The organism is Mesorhizobium sp. BE184, from assembly GCF_031457045.1.
Taxonomy (GTDB): Bacteria; Pseudomonadota; Alphaproteobacteria; order Rhizobiales; family Rhizobiaceae; genus Mesorhizobium.
Genome location: NZ_JAVDVU010000001.1, coordinates 611,933 through 629,766 on the forward strand (window position 1 = coordinate 611,933; position 17,834 = coordinate 629,766).

21 protein-coding genes are annotated in these 17,834 nt (G+C 63.4%); 10 read left to right on the plus strand and 11 right to left on the minus strand.

Annotated elements, in window-relative coordinates; genetic code table 11:
* The first annotated feature begins 11 nt into the window (after positions 1-11).
* From J2X35_RS02875 to J2X35_RS02885, 3 genes are read left to right on the plus strand one after another with little or no spacing between them, the layout of a single operon-like run.
* Entirely contained in the window at positions 12-503 is a 492-nt protein-coding gene (locus J2X35_RS02875; protein WP_310180839.1) for a RidA family protein, read from the plus strand.
* 8 nt (positions 504-511) lie between these two features.
* A complete protein-coding gene (locus J2X35_RS02880; RefSeq protein ID WP_310180841.1) occupies positions 512-1,735 on the plus strand; it encodes an aminotransferase class V-fold PLP-dependent enzyme in 1,224 nt (407 codons plus the stop codon).
* Between the two features lie 59 nt (positions 1,736-1,794).
* Positions 1,795-2,613, plus strand: coding sequence for an IclR family transcriptional regulator (locus J2X35_RS02885; RefSeq protein WP_056108487.1), 819 nt, complete (start codon positions 1,795-1,797; stop codon positions 2,611-2,613).
* Positions 2,614-2,620: 7 nt separating this feature from the next.
* On the opposite strand, the gene J2X35_RS02890 is transcribed toward J2X35_RS02885, so the two are convergent.
* From J2X35_RS02890 to J2X35_RS02910, 5 genes are all read right to left on the minus strand, one after another.
* Positions 2,621-3,262 carry a CDP-alcohol phosphatidyltransferase family protein gene (locus J2X35_RS02890; RefSeq protein WP_310180843.1) on the minus strand — a complete coding sequence of 214 codons (642 nt, stop codon included), beginning with the start codon at positions 3,260-3,262 and terminating at the stop codon, positions 2,621-2,623.
* Complete coding sequence (locus J2X35_RS02895) at positions 3,259-3,648, minus strand: hypothetical protein (protein ID WP_310180845.1); 390 nt, start codon at positions 3,646-3,648, stop codon at positions 3,259-3,261. Before J2X35_RS02895 ends, J2X35_RS02890 begins: the two co-directional genes overlap by 4 nt.
* A complete protein-coding gene (locus J2X35_RS02900; RefSeq protein ID WP_056108495.1) occupies positions 3,648-4,595 on the minus strand; it encodes a phosphatidate cytidylyltransferase in 948 nt (315 codons plus the stop codon). The genes J2X35_RS02895 and J2X35_RS02900 overlap by 1 nt, the downstream gene beginning before the upstream one ends.
* Positions 4,592-5,236, minus strand: coding sequence for a lysophospholipid acyltransferase family protein (locus tag J2X35_RS02905; protein WP_310180846.1), 645 nt, complete (start codon positions 5,234-5,236; stop codon positions 4,592-4,594). The genes J2X35_RS02900 and J2X35_RS02905 overlap by 4 nt, the downstream gene beginning before the upstream one ends.
* A gap of 222 nt (positions 5,237-5,458) precedes the next feature.
* Entirely contained in the window at positions 5,459-6,670 is a 1,212-nt protein-coding gene (locus J2X35_RS02910; RefSeq protein ID WP_056108500.1) for an NADP-dependent isocitrate dehydrogenase, read from the minus strand.
* A 200-nt stretch (positions 6,671-6,870) separates the two neighbouring features.
* On the opposite strand from J2X35_RS02910, the gene J2X35_RS02915 reads away from it, so the two are divergent.
* From J2X35_RS02915 to J2X35_RS02925, 3 genes are read left to right on the plus strand one after another with little or no spacing between them, the layout of a single operon-like run.
* A complete protein-coding gene (locus J2X35_RS02915) occupies positions 6,871-7,695 on the plus strand; it encodes an RNA methyltransferase (protein ID WP_310180847.1) in 825 nt (274 codons plus the stop codon).
* The gene (gene murI, locus J2X35_RS02920) at positions 7,695-8,504 is read left to right on the plus strand and encodes a glutamate racemase (protein WP_310180849.1); all 810 of its coding nucleotides are present in this window, start codon (positions 7,695-7,697) and stop codon (positions 8,502-8,504) included. Before J2X35_RS02915 ends, murI begins: the two co-directional genes overlap by 1 nt.
* 56 nt (positions 8,505-8,560) lie before the next feature.
* Positions 8,561-8,746, plus strand: a complete 186-nt coding sequence (locus tag J2X35_RS02925) for a DUF3008 family protein (protein ID WP_056108508.1) — start codon at positions 8,561-8,563, stop codon at positions 8,744-8,746.
* Between the two features lie 54 nt (positions 8,747-8,800).
* On the opposite strand, the gene J2X35_RS02930 is transcribed toward J2X35_RS02925, so the two are convergent.
* Positions 8,801-9,700: an NmrA family NAD(P)-binding protein gene (locus J2X35_RS02930; RefSeq protein WP_310180852.1), complete on the minus strand. Its 900-nt coding sequence runs from the start codon at positions 9,698-9,700 to the stop codon at positions 8,801-8,803.
* A gap of 114 nt (positions 9,701-9,814) precedes the next feature.
* On the opposite strand from J2X35_RS02930, the gene J2X35_RS02935 reads away from it, so the two are divergent.
* The 3 genes from J2X35_RS02935 to ttcA all read left to right on the plus strand — a co-directional run bounded on the left by J2X35_RS02935 (position 9,815) and on the right by ttcA (position 12,056).
* A complete protein-coding gene (locus J2X35_RS02935) occupies positions 9,815-10,216 on the plus strand; it encodes a helix-turn-helix domain-containing protein (protein WP_056115313.1) in 402 nt (133 codons plus the stop codon).
* A 225-nt stretch (positions 10,217-10,441) separates the two neighbouring features.
* A complete protein-coding gene (rpsD, locus tag J2X35_RS02940; RefSeq protein ID WP_056108514.1) occupies positions 10,442-11,059 on the plus strand; it encodes a 30S ribosomal protein S4 in 618 nt (205 codons plus the stop codon).
* Between the two features lie 124 nt (positions 11,060-11,183).
* Positions 11,184-12,056, plus strand: coding sequence for a tRNA 2-thiocytidine(32) synthetase TtcA (gene ttcA, locus J2X35_RS02945; RefSeq protein ID WP_056108517.1), 873 nt, complete (start codon positions 11,184-11,186; stop codon positions 12,054-12,056).
* On the opposite strand, the gene J2X35_RS02950 is transcribed toward ttcA, so the two are convergent.
* Complete coding sequence (locus tag J2X35_RS02950; RefSeq protein ID WP_056108519.1) at positions 12,044-13,288, minus strand: multidrug effflux MFS transporter; 1,245 nt, start codon at positions 13,286-13,288, stop codon at positions 12,044-12,046. The two genes, ttcA and J2X35_RS02950, sit on opposite strands and share 13 nt — an antisense overlap.
* A 110-nt stretch (positions 13,289-13,398) precedes the next feature.
* Positions 13,399-13,734, minus strand: coding sequence for a Grx4 family monothiol glutaredoxin (gene grxD / locus J2X35_RS02955; protein ID WP_056108522.1), 336 nt, complete (start codon positions 13,732-13,734; stop codon positions 13,399-13,401).
* A 147-nt stretch (positions 13,735-13,881) separates the two neighbouring features.
* Between grxD and J2X35_RS02960 the strand changes: the two genes are divergently transcribed.
* Complete coding sequence (locus J2X35_RS02960) at positions 13,882-14,676, plus strand: phosphodiester glycosidase family protein (RefSeq protein WP_310180865.1); 795 nt, start codon at positions 13,882-13,884, stop codon at positions 14,674-14,676.
* 18 nt (positions 14,677-14,694) lie between these two features.
* Here J2X35_RS02960 and J2X35_RS02965 read toward each other — a convergent pair whose 3' ends face one another.
* Genes J2X35_RS02965 through J2X35_RS02975 form a run of 3 tightly spaced genes read right to left on the minus strand, consistent with a single transcriptional unit; the run spans position 14,695 to position 17,834 of the window.
* Positions 14,695-14,928: a BolA/IbaG family iron-sulfur metabolism protein gene (locus tag J2X35_RS02965; protein ID WP_056108528.1), complete on the minus strand. Its 234-nt coding sequence runs from the start codon at positions 14,926-14,928 to the stop codon at positions 14,695-14,697.
* Positions 14,929-14,941: 13 nt separating this feature from the next.
* On the minus strand, positions 14,942-17,167 hold the full coding sequence (purL, locus tag J2X35_RS02970) for a phosphoribosylformylglycinamidine synthase subunit PurL (protein WP_310180867.1): 2,226 nt from the start codon (positions 17,165-17,167) through the stop codon (positions 14,942-14,944).
* A 34-nt stretch (positions 17,168-17,201) separates the two neighbouring features.
* Positions 17,202-17,834 carry a Pr6Pr family membrane protein gene (locus J2X35_RS02975; protein WP_310180868.1) on the minus strand — a complete coding sequence of 211 codons (633 nt, stop codon included), beginning with the start codon at positions 17,832-17,834 and terminating at the stop codon, positions 17,202-17,204.

Genomic DNA, 17,834 nt, shown 5'->3' on the forward strand with positions numbered 1-17,834 from the left:
TGGAGTTTTGCATGACCCTTTCCGAGCCCAACCGGCGTCCGGAAACCACACCTTACGACCGATTGGCGGCGCTTGGCATCACCTTGCCGGCTGCGCCACCGCCGGTTGCCAATTTCGTCACCCATGTGCAGGAGGGCAAGCTGCTCTTCCTCTCGGGGCAGGGGCCGACGGAGATCGACGGAACCGCACACCAGGGCAAGGTCGGCGATGACATAAGCATCGAGCAGGCCTATGCCCACGCCCGCTTGACCGGTATCAACCTGATCGCCGTCATGCATGATGCGCTCGGCGATCTCGGTCGAGTGCGGCGCATCGTGAAACTGCTCGGCATGGTCAACGCGACAGCCGATTTCGGCGATCATCCTACCGTCATCAACGGCTGCTCGGACCTGTTCATCGAGGTATTCGGCGACGCCGGCATCCATGCCCGCTCGGCGGTGGGCCACGGCTCGCTGCCGAACCGCATCACCGTCGAGATCGAAGCGATCGTCGCCATAGACTGAGGACCGACATGACAATGAAAGACCAGGGCGCAACGAAGCCCGCCGACATCCGAAAGCAGTTGAATCTGAGACCGGTCATCAATGTGTCGGGCACGATGACATCACTCGGCGCCTCGATCGTCGTGCCGGAGGCGGTGGCGGCGGTCTCGGCCATCCTCACCGAATTCGTCGAGATGAGTGATCTGCACCGCCGCGCCAGCGCCATGATCGCGGAGCTGACCGGCGCCGAAGCCGGGTTCATCACCGCCTCCTGTTCCGCCGGCATCACACTGGCGATTGCCGCCGCCATGACAGGCCCGGACCTCGCCGCCATCGAGCGGCTGCCCGACACGACCGGGCTGAAGAACGAAGTGCTGATCCAGTCCGGCCACATGGTCAGCTACGGCGCGCCGGTCGAGCAGGCGATCCGGCTTGCCGGCGCCAGGGTCGTGCCGGTCGGCCAGGCAACCAGCGCTTACGCCTATCAGTTGGCCGGCGCCATCACCGAGCGCACCGCTGCGGCGCTTTACGTGGTGTCGCATCACGTCGTCGATTATGCCCAGATCCCGCTGAAGATATTCGCTGATGTCGTACACGCGCGTGGCGTGCCGGTGATCGTCGATGCGGCGTCCGAATACGATCTCCAGGGGTTCCTGGCCGATGGCGCCGACATCGTGCTTTACTCCGGCCACAAGTTCCTTGGCGGTCCGACTTCAGGCATCGTCGCAGGCCAAAAGGCGCTCGTGCGAGACGTCTACCTGCAGAACCGTGGCATAGGCCGCGGCATGAAGGTGGGCAAGGAGAGCATCGTCGGGGCTCTCGCCGCCTTGCAGGCTTGGAAGACACGCGACCATGACGGCATCCGCGCGCGCGAACGCAGCGCGCTGGAGTGCTGGGCGCAGGCGCTCGATGGCAGGCCCGGCATCCGCGCCGAGATCGTGCCGGACCCGACCGACAATCCGCTGGACCGGATGAAGGTCAGCATCGATCCGGAAGCAGCGCGGATCACCGCCTGGGATCTGGCCGATCGGCTGGCAAGCGGCGAACGGCCAGTGATCGTGCGTGACCATGAAGTCGAGCACGGCCATTTCTTCCTCGATCCCTGCAATCTGCATCCGGATGAGGAATTCATAGTCGCCGAAAGGCTCGCCGAGGAACTCGACCGCGCCCGTGCCTCGAACGAAACAATCGCCACCGCTTTCGACGAACGGCTGCTTGCGCGCGAAGCGGCAATCCTTCATTGGCCGGATTGAGACTGTCGCGAATTGGTGGCGCCGCTACAATGACGCACGAACAACAATCGGGTACCGTAATGCCGATCATCGCAACCGAACCCGACGCCCCGGCGGCCAGCGCGTCGGCATCGCGCCGGTCGCGGACCAGCGGTATCGATCGGGCGCTGCAAATCCTCGACTCTCTGCAAAGGCACGAGCGTCCTGCGACCGCCTATGAGATCGCCCGCGACATCGGCGCGCCGCTGTCGACCATTTACGTCATCGTCGACGATCTCGTGGAAAAGGAAATGCTCGACCGTCAGGATGGCGGGCTGCTGTGGCTCGGTCCGCGGCTCTATCATTACGGGCTGACCTATGCGCGTTCGCTCGACCTGCTCACGGTTGCCACGCAGGTGATGCACGAACTGGCGGAAAGTTCACGCGAGACCATCCAGGTCTGCGGCCGGGATGGCGACCATATGGTCGTGCTCGCCATGGAGGAGGGCAAGGATCATTTCCAGGTCACCTCGCGCATCGGCACCCGCAGCCCGTTGAACTGGACGGCGTCCGGCCGGCTGCTGGTCGGGCATCTGCCCGACGACGAGCGGCGGGCCTTGTTCGCGCGCTCGGCGAGGCCGTCGCCGACCGGCCGTGCGGAAACCGACGAGGAGGCGCTGTCGCAATCGGCTGCCTCGGCGCTGGCCGCCGGACTGTCGATCCAGGCGGGAGAGTCAGATTTCTCGGTCGCCTGCATCGCCGCGCCCGTCTGCGACAGCCATGGCGCCTGCCGTGCCACGATTTCGATCGTCGTTCCGGATGTCAAGCTGAAGCAGAAGGACCCCGACCTCGTCGCGCTGGTGAAAGAGAGCGCCCGGCGCATCGAATCCCGCCTCGGATGGATGCCGGGTGGCAGATAGCCTCTGCCTACGATGATCCATTCAGCCGGCGGATTTGCGCAAGACCGCGCCGGAGCGCCGTGAAGGCGGCCCCCACGGCCACCACCCAAAGGGCAAATCTCAGGATTTCGTTGTCGCCGTCCCAGAGGAATTCCAGCACCGAGACGAGCGCGGCAAGAGTGACGACGGCCATGCGGTGCTGCTTCGCCATCGGGCCGGAAAAATCGCTTCCGGCGCCGTTCGCCCGGCCGAGTTCACGCACATAGGCGGTCATGACAGCCATGGCGGCCGCTGCCCAGCCAAGGCCGGGGGAGGCGACGGCGTATCCGATGCCGACGAAGATCAGCATATCGGCGATGCGGTCGGGAAACTCGTTCCAGAATGGACCGTCCGCGGCTGCCTTGCCGCCTTCGACCGCGACCATGCCGTCGAACAGATTGCACAGGAGGCGCAACTGGCAAAAGACAGCCGCCGCGACAAGCAGCATGCCTTTCACGAGAGGTTCGCTGTCTCCTGCCAACCAGAAGCAAGTTCCTGCGAGCGCCGCCATCGCCATGCTCGCCTGCGAGATCATGTTCGGCGTCACCGACATCGTCGCCAGGCGGCCGGCAATTGTCTGCGCCAGCCTCGTATCGCGGCTGGCGAGCGGGCGGCGGCTGTCTGTGGTCATGGCTTCCCCCGGCGGTAGATCGAATAGCTGTAGAGCGCGCTGTAGGTCGCAGAAACAATTACCGGCACCAGGATCGTGCGCAGGATCTCGGGCGTGCCGCTGATAGTGTGAACCGCGACGAGCAGGGCAGTCGACAGGATGCAGGCAATTGCGGGCGGCGCCCAGAAACTGCTGACGCCTGAAAACCGGTGCGACAGGGCATCGATCGTCGTCTTGAGGCAAAGCGTCAGAATGGCGGACATCGTGCCTTGCACCAGCCCGGCCAGCACCGGGCGGGGCATGGCATGGGCGCGGTTGGCGAAGACGGCCCATCCGCCCATCGCCAGGAAGGCGAAGGCGACATGGACGATACCGCTTCCGGCAAAGCTGCGCAGCCAGGCTGGCATCAGAGCGTCCACCAATAACGGGTGAGGTGGAAGAAGACCGGCGCTGAGAACACGACGGAATCAAGCCTGTCGATCAGTCCGCCATGACCTTCGATCAGGTGACCCCAGTCCTTGACGCCGCGATCGCGCTTGATCGCAGACATGACGAGGCCGCCGAAAAAGCCCATCAGCGTGATGATCAGCGCCATCGCGCCGGCCTGGAGAGGCGTGAAGGGGGTGATCCACCACAAGCTGGCGCCGATCAGCGTTGCGCTGGCGACGCCGCCGACAAAGCCTTCCACGGTCTTGGAGGGTGAAAGATTCGGCGCGATCTTGGTCCGCCCGAACAGCTTGCCCCAGACATATTGCAGCACGTCGCTCAGTTGGACGACGATGATGAGGAAGGCGATCAGCAGGACGTTGCGGCCTTCATAGCCGGGTATGCGCAGCGTCAGCAGGGCGGGAACGTGCGAGGCGCAGTAGACGCAGATCATCAGCGCCCATTGGACTTCAGCAACCCGGATCAGGAAGCGTTGCGTGTCGCCGCGCAGAACGGTGATGATGGGCATCAAAAGGAAGGTATAGACAGGGATGAAGACGGCGAAGATGCCGTAGTCCTCACTCCACAAAAGGAAATATTGCAGCGGCAGGACGACGAAGAACGCGGTCGCCAGCGCCCAGTGGTCGGCGCGCCGCGTGTTGATGAGGGTTACGAATTCGCGCAGCGCCGCAAATGAGCAGAAGGCGAAAAGCACGATCACGCCGATACGGCCGGCGACGAAGGCAATGGCGATGAGGATCGCCATGATCCACCACGCGTTGATGCGGGCGTTCAGGTTCTCGATTGCTGCGTTGGAGCCATTTGGCGACAGCCAGCGCTGCAGAAAATACCCAACGAGCGATGCGAGAATCAGGATCCCGCCAATCCCGGAGATGAGGAGAAGCATGTCTGCGCGCGCATCGGTCATCGCCCTTTCTCCCCGTTGATCGGGGCCAGGGCCAGCAGCGCGTTCCTTGCCCGCTCGATGAAGGCGTCCTTGGTCTCGCCCTCGCCGATGCGCAGCGGCGCACCGAACGTGACCGTGCAAATCAGCGGGATCGGTACGAACTCGCCTTTCGGCATCACCCGGTTGAGATTGGCGATCCAAACGGGAATGAGATCGATCCGGGGGCGGGCGGAAGCGAGGTGGAACAGGCCGCTCTTGAAGGGCTGCAGCGGCGTGTCGGTGAGGTTGCGCGTTCCTTCGGGAAAGAAGATGAGCGAGGAGCCCTCGTCGAGCGCGTTGGCCATGACGGTGACCGGGTCGGCATCGCGCTCTTCCCGGACGCGCTGGATCAGCACGGCGTTGAAGACATCCCGTCCGATGAAAGCGTTGATTTTGGACTTGAGCCAGTAATCCGCTCCGGCGACAGGTCGCACATTTTCCCGGACCCGAGGAGGCAAAACGGTCCAGATCAGGATGAAGTCGCCATGGCTGCTGTGATTGGCGAAATAGACGCATTGTTGCGACGGCAATCCGCTCTCGTCCCAGATCGGCCTTACGGCCGTGACGGCGCGGGCGAAAAGAAGGACGATGATCGAGACCAGCTTGGCGAACAACGCTTTCATGCGGCCTTCCGCTTATCTGTCGGCAAACAATCGATATCTGAAGCCTTGCAGGATGCATATCCTCCCGCCATGCGAGCGCTGAGCTTTCCACCGCGCTCATGCAGCCCCCTGGTCAATGGAGGGGAACAGGCAGGTCGAGCCGCATCGAAAAGATGTGCGAGCGGGCCGGGCACAAAAAAAGCCCCGAAGACCGGGGCTTTGATTGTCAGCGGTCGGTTTCGATCAGCCCATCGCCTTCTGCAAATTCTCGTCGATCTTGTCGAGGAAGCCGGTGGTGGAAAGCCAGGGCTGGTCAGGCCCGATCAGCAGCGACAGGTCCTTGGTCATGAAGCCGGCTTCCACGGTCTGGATGCAGACCTTCTCCAGCGTCTCGGCAAAGCGCGCCAGGGCGGCATTGTCGTCCAGCTTGGCGCGGTGCGAAAGCCCGCGCGTCCAGGCGAAGATGGAGGCGATGGAATTGGTCGAGGTTTCCTCGCCCTTCTGGTGCTGGCGGTAGTGGCGCGTCACCGTGCCGTGCGCGGCCTCCGCCTCGACGGTCTTGCCGTCCGGCGTCATCAGCACCGAGGTCATCAGGCCGAGCGAACCGAAGCCCTGCGCGACTGTATCGGACTGCACGTCGCCGTCGTAGTTCTTGCAGGCCCAGACATAGCCGCCCGACCATTTCAGGCTGGATGCGACCATGTCGTCGATCAGCCGGTGCTCGTAGGTCAGCTTGCGTGCCTTGAACTCGGTCTCGAACTCGGCCTCGTAGACTTCCTGGAAGATGTCCTTGAAGCGGCCGTCATAGGCCTTGAGGATGGTGTTCTTGGTCGACAGATAGACCGGATAGTTGCGCAGCAGGCCGTAGTTCAGCGAGGCGCGGGCGAATTCGCGGATCGACTCGTCGAGGTTGTACATGGCCATGGCGACGCCGGAGCCGGGCGCGTCGAACACCTCGTGCTCGATGACCTTCCCGTCCTCGCCGACGAACTTGATCGTCAGCTTGCCCTTGCCGGGGAACCTGAAATCGGTGGCGCGGTACTGGTCGCCGAAGGCATGGCGGCCGACGATGATCGGCTTGGTCCAGCCCGGCACCAGCCGCGGCACGTTCTTCATGATGATCGGCTCGCGGAAGATGGTGCCGCCGAGGATGTTGCGGATCGTGCCATTCGGCGACTTCCACATCTTCTTGAGCTTGAACTCCTCGACGCGCTGCTCGTCGGGAGTGATGGTGGCGCATTTCACGCCGACGCCGTGCTTCTTGATGGCATTGGCGGAATCGATCGTCACCTGGTCGTTGGTGGCGTCACGGTTTTCGACGCTGAGGTCGTAATATTCCAGGTCGATGTCGAGATAAGGGTGGATCAGCTTGTCCTTGATGAACTGCCAGATGATGCGGGTCATCTCGTCGCCGTCGAGTTCGACAACCGGGTTCGCCACCTTGATCTTCGCCATGGAATGAAAGCCTCGCTGCTGATGTCGGAAAAGCCGCGCGCAAAGGCGCGGCCAAGTAAGATGCGGCCCCTATATCAAAGCGCGCGTTGGGGTGCAAACGGCGACAATGGCGGTCGAGTCTCTCATATCCGCCATGCCGATGCTTCATTTTCCTGCAGGGATATGGCAGGGGATGCTGCAAACACGGTTCAATACTATTCATGTCTTCAAGCGATCGAAATCCCGGCAGCGGCCCCGCCATCATCCTCGTCGAGCCGCAGCTCGGCGAAAACATCGGCATGGTGGCGCGCGCGATGGCCAATTTCGGTCTGTCGGAACTGCGGCTGGTCAATCCGCGCGACGGCTGGCCGAGCGAGAAGGCCCGGGCGGCCGCCAGCAATGCCGATCACGTCATCGACGCGACGCGTGTGTTTGACGATCTTCCATCGGCGATCGCCGACCTGAATTTCATCTTCGCCACCACGGCGCGCGAACGCGACGGCTTCAAGCCGGTGCGCGGCCCGGTCGAGGCGGGCAGGGTGCTGCGCGGACGCACGCTGGCCGACCAGCAGACCGGCATATTGTTCGGCCGCGAACGCTTCGGCCTCTACAATGACGAAGTCGGCCTGGCGGACGAGATCGTCACCTTTCCGGTCGATCCGGCGTTTGCCTCGCTCAACATCGCGCAGGCCGTGCTGTTGATGTCCTACGAGTGGATGAAGTCCGGCCTCGAGGAGGAAACCCAGACGAATTTTTCGGGGCGTGAAATGGCGCCGGCGACCAAGGAGCAGTTGCACAGCCTGTTCTCCAATCTGGAGCAGGCGCTCGATGCGCGCGGCTATTTCCGGCCCTTGCCGAAGAAGCCGAAAATGATCGACAACCTCCGCGCCGTGCTGACGCGCGCTTCCTTCACCGGACCTGAGCTTAGGGTGCTGCAGGGCGTGATTTCCTCGCTGGACAGGTTTTCGCCCCTGCTGCGCAAGGGTGAGGGGTCGCCCGGCGACGATCCCCGGCGTCGGCCCGCCGGAGCGAAGGACCTCGAGTGATGGCCGTCGCCAGCAACGCCAGCTGTCCGATCCTGATGTTCGATTCCGGCGTCGGCGGCTTGACGGTCCTGCGCGAAGCACGCGTGTTGATGCCGGATCGCCGTTTCATCTACATCGCCGATGACGCCGCTTTCCCCTATGGCGCATGGGAAGAGGAAGCGCTGCGGGCGCATCTGCTCACCCTCTTCGCGAGTCTGCTGGAGCGCTACCGCCCGGCGCTTTCTGTCATCGCCTGCAACACTGCCTCGACGCTGGCGATCGACTCTTTGCGCGAGGCGTTCCCCGGCCATCTCTTCGTCGGGACCGTGCCGGCGATCAAGCCCGCGGCCGAGCGGACGCGGTCGGGCCTCGTCTCGGTGCTGGCGACGCCGGGAACCGTGAAGCGGCAATATACCCGCGACCTCATCCGCCAATGGGCTTCGAAATGCCATGTCCGCCTCGTCGGCAGCGACAGGCTGGCGGGTCTGGCGGAAACCTATATGCGCGACGGCTTCGTCGACGAGGAAGCGGTGCGCGCCGAGATCGCACCGTGCTTCATCGAGCAGGATGGCGCCCGCACCGACATCGTCGTGCTGGCCTGCACGCACTATCCCTTCCTCGTCAACCGTATGCGCAAGACCGCGCCATGGCCGGTGGACTGGCTCGATCCGGCCGAGGCTATCGCCCGGCGGGCGCTTTCCTTGGCCGTGGCCGGTGCGGACCAAGGCAGGCCGTCCGACGAAATCAGGGACATCGCCGTGTTCACCTCCGGCAAGCCTGATTTCGCCGTCACGCGCCTCATGCAGGGTATCGGCCTCACGGTTCCCTGAATGCAGGAACATCGGCGGGAACGATGCGTTCTCCTGCTTTGACAGGAGATACGGCCATGCCCGCCACATCCAAAGCGCAGCAGAAAGCCGCAGGCGCAGCCCTTTCGGCCAAGCGCGGCGAAACGAGGAAAAGCGAACTCAAGGGCGCTTCCAAGAGCATGTACAGTTCGATGAGCGAAAAGCAGCTCGAGGAGTTCGCCGAAACGAAGCGCAAGGGCCTGCCCGAGAAAAAGGGTGACTGAGCCCGTCCTGCGCATGTCCCGCCGCCAGCAAAGCCGGCGGGACAAGCTGTGACGTCAATGCGCGGCGGGCGTTGCAAGCGCTCCGGCATTTTCCGCCAGCCAATCCTCGAACGGACGTGGCTTGCGGCCGGTGAGCGTCTCGAACTCGTTCGAATTGCCATCGAGGAAACCGCCCTTCTGTGCGGCGTCGAAGGATCCGAGCACCGTGGCGACGCCCGCGGGCAGGCCGGCGCCGATCATACCTTGAACAAGTCCGTCGAGCGGTACGTGGACCACTGTGAGCGGCTTGCCGGTGGCGTTGCTGACCATTGCTGCGATTTCCTCGGTGGAGCGGGCCTTGCCGCCGCCGAGCGTCAGCGTGCGCTGGCCATCGAAACCGTCGGTGAGGGCGACGGCGGCTGCAAGCGCGAGGTCGTCGCGCGCAATGTGCGCCAGCCTGCTGTCGCCCGAAGCGCTGTACCATTGTCCCGAGGCAAGCGCGGACGGCATCGACAGGTACAAATTCTCGAAATACCAGTGATTGCGCAAAATGCTCCAGCCGGCGACGCCGCTTGCGGCGATGGCCGCTTCGGTGCCGGCATGGTCGGGCGCAAAGGTCACCGGCGACGTGTCGGCATACGGGAGCGACGTATAGACGATATGCTCGACGCCGGCCTTGGCGGCGGCGGCTATCGCGGCGCTATGCTGGCGCAGCCGGGTGCCTTCCGCGTCGAGCGCATTGGTGCTGATGATCAGCACGCGCCCGGCGCCGGCAAACGCAGTGGCCATCGACGCAGCGTCGTCGAAATCGACAGCGCGCGTTGCGATGCCGCGCGCGGCCCATTGGGAAAGCGCGTCCGGATTGCGGCTGGCGGCCCCGATACGCCCCGGCGCGATCTTCAAAGTATCGAGCAGGTGGCGCAGGACGCTCTGTCCAAACTTGCCGGAGGCGCCGGTGACGAGAAAGTCGGTCATATGGTGATCCTGTTGACTATGGTCTCAAAATGAGAGCAGGGTAACTATATGGATGCAAAGGCGCTGCCGAAAGAAGGCAGTTTTCCAGAACCAGGTTACTTCGAGGGAACCACCATGACCGAGCAGTCACGCATCGCATCGAGGTTCAAGGCCAGCGCGGCGGTGCCCCAGGGGCTGGCCAACTGCCCGGTCCGCAATGTGCTCGATCAGATCGGTGACAAGTGGAGCACGTTGTTCATCTCGCTGCTTGGCGAGAAGCCGCACCGCTTCGGCGAGTTGAGGCGCGCCGTGCCCGACATTTCCCAGCGGATGCTGACACAGACGTTGCGCGACCTGCAGCGCGACGGGCTGGTGAGCCGGCATGTGTATCCGACCGTGCCCCCTTCGGTCGAATACAGGCTGACGCCGCTCGGCCAGTCGCTGCTGGAGCCGCTGTCGCATCTGATCCGCTGGGCCGAAACGCACCACGCGGCGATCCGTACCGCACGCGGCGAATTCCAGCGGCAGGCCGCCTGAAGCATCGAGCTGCCTTGCCGGTGCGGCGTTGACTTCCCTGATGTTTCCGCCTATTGAGCCGCCAACGCCGGTCCGAAAAGGGCCGGTGTTTCATTTGACGTGTCCCGTGGATCGTCCGCAGCGTGCGGAAAGTCCTGTCAGGCTTCGAAAACGGAGGCCAGAGGAGGGCGCGTTTCCTTTGCCCCGGCCGCGAGGCCGTGGGCGTTTTGTTCGAAAGGGAATGCGATGAGCAAACGCGAATCCGCAAAATACAAGCTCGACCGCCGTCTTGGCGAAAACATCTGGGGCCGTCCGAAGTCCCCGGTCAACAAGCGTGAATACGGTCCCGGCCAGCACGGCCAGCGCCGCAAGGGCAAGCTGTCCGACTTCGGTCTGCAGCTGCGCGCCAAGCAGAAGCTGAAGGGCCACTACGGCGACGTTTCGGAAAAGCAGTTCCGCAAGACCTACGAAGAGGCGAACCGCCGCAAGGGCGATACCTCCGAGAACCTGATCGGCCTGCTCGAGTCGCGCCTGGACGCTGTCGTCTACCGCGCCAAGTTCGTGCCGACCATTTTCGCGGCGCGCCAGTTCGTCAACCACGGCCACGTGAACGTCAACGGCCGGCGCACCAACATCAGCTCCTATCGCTGCAAGCCGGGCGACGTGATCGAAGTCCGCGAGAAGTCGAAGCAGCTCGTCATCGTGCTCGAGGCCGTCGGCCTGGCAGAACGTGACGTGCCGGACTACATCGAAGCCGATCACAACAAGATGACCGCCACCTTCGCCCGCATCCCGGGCCTGTCGGACGTGCCCTTCGCCGTCCAGATGGAGCCGAACCTGGTCGTCGAATTCTATTCGCGCTGATCCTGGCGCACATTCGCTTCAAAGGCCGCCCCACAAGGGCGGCCTTTTTCGTTGAAGCGGGTGCGTCTATGGTGCGTCACTGGGGTCACTGGAAGGCAAGACCGATCCAGCAGGAATCAAGATCATGAACATCCACGCCGACGCCATAGCCGATCCCGGCGAAACCGAAGGCGGCTGTCATCCGCTGTTCGCGAATGCACCGTCGTCAGTTGAATTCAACAAGCTGCGCAAGCGCCTGCTGCGCCAGACCCGGCAGGCGCTGGAAGATTTCGCCATGGTGAAGCCGGGCGAGCGCTGGCTGGTCGCGCTTTCCGGCGGCAAGGATTCCTACGGCCTGCTCGCTCTGCTTCTTGACCTCAAATGGCGCGGCCTGCTGCCGGTCGACCTGTTGGCCTGCAATCTGGATCAGGGGCAGCCGAATTTTCCCAAGCACATCCTGCCGGACTATCTCTCCGCACATGGCATTGCGCACCGCATCGAATACCGGGACACCTATTCGGTGGTGACAGACAAGCTGCCGGAGGGCAGCACCTACTGCTCGCTTTGTTCCCGGCTGAGGCGTGGCCATCTCTACCGTATCGCGCGCGAGGAAGGCTGCTCGGCGCTGGTGCTCGGCCACCACCGCGAGGACATCCTCGAAACCTTCTTCATGAACCTGTTCCACGGCGGCAGGCTGGCGGCCATGCCGGCCAAGCTGCTCAACGACGACGGCGATGTCATGGTGCTGCGGCCGCTATCCTATTGCGCCGAAATGGATCTCGAGAAATTCGCCGGCGCCATGCGCTTTCCCATCATCCCCTGCGATTTATGCGGCAGTCAGGATGGATTGCAGCGCAATGCCACGAAGGCCATGCTCGACGAGATGGAAAAGCGGATGCCTGGCCGCAAGGAGACGATGATCCGGGCGCTGGCGAATATCAGACCGTCACATCTGCTCGACCGCAAACTGTTCGATTTCGCCGCGCTCGGCTTGCCCGTGGACGATCAGACCGGGTGATTATGCGGCGTGAACATCCGCCCCTTTTCAGCGATGGCGACCATTGCCAGCCCGCCGATCGCCATCACCAGGAAACCCAGCGCCAGCGGCGTTACCGTGCCGTTGTAGGACTGCCCGACAATCGTTCCGAAAAGACCGCCGCCGAAGGTCTGCATCGAACCGAGGAAGGATGAAGCGGTGCCTGCCAGCCGTCCCAGCGGCTCCATCGCCAGCGCGTTGAAGTTCGTGCCGAGCAGCGCGAACGGAACCATGATCCCGCCGACGATGGTGAGGAATATCGGCAGGGGGATAGGTCCCCAGAGCGAAAGCAGCACCCAGATCAGGCTGATGACGAGCATGACGCACAATGCGCCTTGCGAAAGGAGGCGCATGCCGTAGCGGCCGACCAGCTGTGAGTTGGCCAGGTTGGTGAGCGAGAGCATGCCGGCCATCACTGCGAACACCACCGGAAACAGCTGGCCGAGGCCATAGAGCCCGACATAGATCTGCTGAACGCTGGTGATGAAGCCGAACATGGCGCCGAAGGCCAGCGTGCTGGCAATCGTGTAGCAAAACGTCACCCGGTTGGTGATGACGATGCGGAAGCCGCCGAGGACAGATTTGGCGGTCAATGGGCGCTTATATTCGGCATGGAGAGTTTCAGGCAAACGAAACATAACCCACAGAGCGCTGGCTAGCGCTCCCGCCGCCATCACCAGGAAGATGAAGTGCCAGGAGGCGAACAGCATGATGACCTGGCCGATGCTGGGCGCAATGACGGGAACGGCCATGAAGACCATGAAGATCAGCGACATGACTTCGGCCATGCGACGTCCGGCAAACACGTCGCGCACGATCGAAACCGAGATGACGCGGGTGCCGGCAGCTCCCACGCCCTGAATGACCCGGCAGATCAGCAGCGTCTCGAATGTCGGCGCGACGGTGGCGGCGGCTGCCGCCAGAATGTAGATGGCGAGGCCGATCAGCAGCGGTCCGCGCCTTCCGAACCTGTCGGACAGCGGACCGAAGACGATCTGGGCAATGCTGAAGCCGAAGATATAGGCTGGGATGACGTATTGACGGTGATTCTCGTTCTCGACGCCGAGGCTTTCGCCAATGTGCTGCAACGCCGGCAGCAGGATGTCGATGGCAAGTGCATTGAGCGCCATCAGCGCCGCGCACAGCGTGATGAACTCCCAGCGCGGAATGGACAGCGCGCCCTGCGGCTCGGTCACTTGGCTGGGAGTATCCATTGCAAATTCCGTTCAAAAGCAAATGCGCCGGGTTTCGGCGCATTTGCTCGTCTCGTTGCCGGGGCGGGCCGGGATCGAATGCAGCCGGCAGAAACCCCGGCGGAAATCGGTCAGGCCGCGCCTTTGACGCTGACGCCTTTTTCTTCCAGGAATGTCTGCAGTTCGCCTGCCTGGAACATTTCCCGGATGATGTCGCAGCCGCCGACGAATTCGCCTTTGACGTAAAGCTGCGGGATGGTCGGCCAGTTCGAAAAGTCCTTGATGCCCTGGCGCAGTTCATTGGAGGTGAGAACGTTGACGCCCTTGTAGTCGACGCCCAGATAATCGAGAATCTGCGTGACCTGGCCCGAGAACCCGCACTGCGGGAAACCCGGCGTTCCCTTCATGAAAAGAACCACGTCCTGGCTCTTCACTTCGCTGTCGATATAGTCGTTGATTCCGCTCATGGATCATCCTTCCGCCTGTTGGGAGTCAGGCATTGACACCAGATAAACCCGCACGCGACCCGAAACAAGACATTTGCCGCCCGACTGTACGCATGGGGCATTGAAAGGCGTGGATTTGAACCAAGATTCGAGGACGAATTCATCTCAATGCTGAAAAAGCGATATCTGGCCGCGATAGGCCTTGGCCTTGTGGCGGTGGCGGCAGCCGCGTTTCTGGGGAAGCGCCCGCCGGCGAAACCATCGCTGGTGGCCGGGGAACTGCCGGCGCTTTGCCGGGACAAGAGCTTCGAAGGCGTCGCCTATGTCGTGTGCGAAATAGACCCTCGCACGCACCGGATTACCGTTGCCAGAACCGATGCAGATGGAAAACCCTACGGATCGCTGGAAGCGTTCGGAAAGGCGATGGCGGCGACTGGAAAGCCCGTTCTGCTCGCCATGAACGCCGGCATGTATCATGAAGGCCTGGGTCCTGTCGGCCTGTTCGTCGACAACGCCCAGGAGGAGGCGCCGCTTAACACGGCCGACGCGAAGGGGAATTTCTTCCTGAAACCCAACGGTGTCTTTTTAGTCGGCAAGGATGGCCGCGCAGGCGTTCTGGAAACCAGCGCCTACGCCACCGCGAAGCTCGATGTCGCATTTGCAACCCAGTCCGGCCCGATGCTTGTCATCGACGGGCAACTGCATCCAAGGTTCGAAGCCGACGGCCTGTCGCGCTACACCCGCAACGGCGTCGGCGTGCGCGGTGACGGCATGGTCGTGCTGGCGATCTCGCGCGGGCCGGTCAGTCTCGGTAGCTTCGGGCGGTTGTTCAAGGATACGCTGGCCTGTCCCAACGCCCTGTTCCTCGATGGCGATATTTCCGCGCTCTCGGATGGCCGCCGCATGATCGTCGGCGGCAAGCGCCCGGTCGGGCCGATCCTGGCCATCAGCGAGAAAGAGTAGCCCCTAGGCTTGTTCCAATCAGTCCGGCGCGCTGGTCTGCAGGGCCAGCGCGTGCAGCACGCCGCCCATATTGCCCTTGAGCGCGTTGTAGACCATCTGGTGCTGCTGCACCCTGCTCTTGCCGCGAAAGCTTTCGGCCACGACCTCAGCCGCGTAGTGGTCGCCATCTCCGGCAAGGTCGCGGATCGTCACGGTGGCATCCGGAATGCCCTCCTTGATCAACCGTTCGATGTCATGCGCGTCCATTGCCATTGGAAAGTCCTGCTCAGTTTTCCATGAAGCGGGGGAACCAGGCCTCGTGCGCGGCCTTGAGTTCGCTGACAGCTATCGCACGCGCGCTGCCCAGTTTCAAATCGCTGCCGCCGGTCGTGCCGATCCACGGCGCGAAAATGCCCTGCGCCTTGGCCTGGTTCCAAAGCTCGAGAAGGCCGTCCTGCTGCGGGTCCAGATTGACGGTCAGCACATAGCGGCCCTGGTCCTCGCCGAACCAGACGGGAACCGGATCGATGTCGGCCAAGCCGGGCACGGTCGCGCCGATGCCTGACGCCATCGCCATTTCGGCCAGCGCCACGGCAAGGCCGCCGTCCGACACGTCATGGCAGGCGGTCACGACGCCTGACGCGATCAGCTTGCGGACGAAGTCGCCGACCTTTTTCTCATGCCCCAGATCGACCGGCGGAGGTGGGCCGTCCGTCCGGTCATGCAGATCGCGCAGGTAGACGGACTGGCCAAGATGCGTGCCCCAGCGCTCCGGACCGCCGACGAGCAGGATCACCTCGTTCTCGCGCGCGAAGCCGATGCGGGCCATTTTCGACCAGTCGGACAGCAACCCGACACCGCCGATGGTCGGCGTCGGCAGGATGCCCCGGCCGTTGGTCTCGTTGTAGAGCGAGACGTTGCCGGAAACGATGGGAAAGCCGAGCGTACGGCAGGCCTCGCCGATGCCCTTGATGGCGCCGACGAGCTGGCCCATGATTTCCGGGCGCTCGGGATTGCCGAAATTCAGATTGTCGGTGGCCGCGAGCGGCAGCGCGCCTGTCGCGGTTAGGTTGCGCCAGCACTCCGCCACGGCCTGCTTGCCGCCCTCGAACGGGTCGGCCTCGCAGTAACGCGGGGTGACGTCTGAGGAAAAGGCGAGCGCCTTGGTCGCGTGGCCTTCGACGCGCACCACGCCGGCGTCACCGCCCGGCAGTTGCAGCGAGTTGCCCTGGATCAGCGTGTCATACTGCTCCCACACCCAGCGGCGCGACGACAGGTCCGGGCCGCCCATCAGCTTGAGCAGCGCGTCCGCCACATCAGCCTGCGGTACATCGCTAGCCGCGAGCGCCGCAGGCTTGGCCGGTTCCACCCACGGGCGGTCATATTCCGGTGCCTGGTCGCCCAGTTCCTTGATCGGCAGGTTCGCCACCTCGTCGCCCTGATGGAGGATGCGGAAACGCAGATCGTCGGTGGTCTTGCCGACGATGGCGAAATCCAGCCCCCATTTGTGGAAGATCGCTTCGGCTTCCTTCTCTTTCTCGGGCCGCAGCACCATCAGCATGCGTTCCTGGCTTTCGGAAAGCATCATCTCGTAGGCGCTCATGCGCTCCTCGCGCACCGGCACTTTGTCGAGGTCGAGTTCGATGCCGAGGTCGCCCTTGGCGCCCATTTCCACCGCCGAACAGGTGAGGCCGGCGGCGCCCATGTCCTGGATGGCGATGACCGCGCCCGACGCCATCAGCTCCAGGCAGGCTTCCAGCAGGCACTTCTCGGTGAAGGGATCGCCGACCTGCACGGTGGGACGCTTTTCGTCGATCTTGTCGTCGAATTCCGCCGAGGCCATCGTCGCGCCGCCGACGCCGTCGCGTCCGGTCTTGGCGCCGAGATAGACGACGGGCAGGCCGACGCCCTTCGCCTCGGAGAGGAAGATGGCATCGGTTTTCGCCAGCCCGGCCGCGAAGGCATTGACCAGGATGTTGCCGTTGTAGCGTGCGTCGAAATTCACTTCGCCGCCCACCGTCGGCACGCCGAAGGAATTGCCGTAGCCGCCGACGCCGGACACCACGCCGGCGACCAGATGCTTGGTCTTGGGATGGTCCGGCGCGCCGAAGCGCAGCGCATTCATCGCCGCGACCGGCCGCGCGCCCATGGTGAAGACATCGCGCAAGATGCCGCCGACGCCGGTCGCCGCGCCCTGGTAGGGCTCGATATAGGAGGGGTGGTTGTGGCTCTCCATCTTGAAGACCACGCAGTCGCCGTCGCCGATATCGACGACGCCGGCATTCTCGCCCGGACCCTGGATGACGACATCGCCTTTGGTCGGCAGCGTCCGCAGCCATTTCTTGGAGGATTTGTACGAGCAGTGCTCGTTCCACATGGCGGAAAAGATGCCGAGTTCGGTGAAGCTCGGCTCGCGTCCGACGAGGTCGAGGATGCGCTGGTATTCGTCCGGCTTCAGTCCGTGCGCGGCGATGAGGTCCGGTGTGATCGGCACGCTGTTCGAAATGGTCATCAAATCTTCCGGTCGGTCCGGCCTTGTTGAAAGATCAGGGCTTCCTAAACCTTGAAACGGCGTGGTCCGCAAGCACGGCCACCACGCTCAGCACAAGAAAAAGCCCGGCGACGCCTGCCGCCGACAGTGCAACGCCCCCCACGCCATTTTTCGCGACATCGAGGAAAGGGTAGGGCACTTCACCGGCGAGCGGCGCTCGGGCCAGCGCGTAGACGAGGTAGGCGACGGGGTAGATCATCCAGATCGGAATATCGCTCCAGCGCGTCGAGCCGTCTGCGCCGGCGCCCAGCCACCACAGAACGAACAGGATGGGCGCGACGTAGTGCAGGAGCACGTCGGCCACGAGAAAGAGGCCCTGGGGTTGCCATAGCTGCGCCAGCACGGTGGCATAGACGATCGAGACAAGTGTGATCGACACGGCGACGCAGGCGCGCATCCGCCGGCCGGCAAAGGCCGGAAACCATGCGTAGCCGCCCGGCGAGAGCAATGAGGCATGGACGAAAACGGCGGCAATGTTGGTCAGGATGGTGAAGAAGGAAAAGTAGAAGACAAGCGAACCGGCCACGCCGCGCCCGGCCGCCAGCGCTGCCGGAATGGTCAGGCAGAATTGCAGGATGAGCCCGACCAGTCCAACGGCAAGGCCCGCAATCTGCAGCGCCCGCCCCAT

Excerpts from the sequence above, each read along its gene's own strand:
- rpsD (WP_056108514.1), top strand. The coding sequence starts at position 10,442 with ATGAGCAAACGCGAATCCGCAAAATACAAGCTCGACCGCCGTCTTGGC.
- ttcA (WP_056108517.1), top strand. The coding sequence starts at position 11,184 with ATGAACATCCACGCCGACGCCATAGCCGATCCCGGCGAAACCGAAGGC.
- J2X35_RS02880 (WP_310180841.1), top strand. The coding sequence starts at position 512 with ATGACAATGAAAGACCAGGGCGCAACGAAGCCCGCCGACATCCGAAAG.
- J2X35_RS02915 (WP_310180847.1), top strand. The coding sequence starts at position 6,871 with ATGTCTTCAAGCGATCGAAATCCCGGCAGCGGCCCCGCCATCATCCTC.
- J2X35_RS02900 (WP_056108495.1), bottom strand. The coding sequence starts at position 4,595 with ATGACCGATGCGCGCGCAGACATGCTTCTCCTCATCTCCGGGATTGGC.
- J2X35_RS02965 (WP_056108528.1), bottom strand. The coding sequence starts at position 14,928 with ATGGCAATGGACGCGCATGACATCGAACGGTTGATCAAGGAGGGCATT.
- J2X35_RS02950 (WP_056108519.1), bottom strand. The coding sequence starts at position 13,288 with ATGGATACTCCCAGCCAAGTGACCGAGCCGCAGGGCGCGCTGTCCATT.
- J2X35_RS02930 (WP_310180852.1), bottom strand. The coding sequence starts at position 9,700 with ATGACCGACTTTCTCGTCACCGGCGCCTCCGGCAAGTTTGGACAGAGC.
- J2X35_RS02935 (WP_056115313.1), top strand. The coding sequence starts at position 9,815 with ATGACCGAGCAGTCACGCATCGCATCGAGGTTCAAGGCCAGCGCGGCG.
- J2X35_RS02910 (WP_056108500.1), bottom strand. The coding sequence starts at position 6,670 with ATGGCGAAGATCAAGGTGGCGAACCCGGTTGTCGAACTCGACGGCGAC.
- J2X35_RS02960 (WP_310180865.1), top strand. The coding sequence starts at position 13,882 with ATGCTGAAAAAGCGATATCTGGCCGCGATAGGCCTTGGCCTTGTGGCG.
- J2X35_RS02875 (WP_310180839.1), top strand. The coding sequence starts at position 12 with ATGACCCTTTCCGAGCCCAACCGGCGTCCGGAAACCACACCTTACGAC.
- purL (WP_310180867.1), bottom strand. The coding sequence starts at position 17,167 with ATGACCATTTCGAACAGCGTGCCGATCACACCGGACCTCATCGCCGCG.
- J2X35_RS02925 (WP_056108508.1), top strand. The coding sequence starts at position 8,561 with ATGCCCGCCACATCCAAAGCGCAGCAGAAAGCCGCAGGCGCAGCCCTT.
- murI (WP_310180849.1), top strand. The coding sequence starts at position 7,695 with ATGGCCGTCGCCAGCAACGCCAGCTGTCCGATCCTGATGTTCGATTCC.
- J2X35_RS02885 (WP_056108487.1), top strand. The coding sequence starts at position 1,795 with ATGCCGATCATCGCAACCGAACCCGACGCCCCGGCGGCCAGCGCGTCG.
- J2X35_RS02895 (WP_310180845.1), bottom strand. The coding sequence starts at position 3,648 with ATGCCAGCCTGGCTGCGCAGCTTTGCCGGAAGCGGTATCGTCCATGTC.
- J2X35_RS02890 (WP_310180843.1), bottom strand. The coding sequence starts at position 3,262 with ATGACCACAGACAGCCGCCGCCCGCTCGCCAGCCGCGATACGAGGCTG.
- J2X35_RS02905 (WP_310180846.1), bottom strand. The coding sequence starts at position 5,236 with ATGAAAGCGTTGTTCGCCAAGCTGGTCTCGATCATCGTCCTTCTTTTC.
- J2X35_RS02975 (WP_310180868.1), bottom strand. The coding sequence starts at position 17,834 with ATGGGGCGGGCGCTGCAGATTGCGGGCCTTGCCGTTGGACTGGTCGGG.
- grxD (WP_056108522.1), bottom strand. The coding sequence starts at position 13,734 with ATGAGCGGAATCAACGACTATATCGACAGCGAAGTGAAGAGCCAGGAC.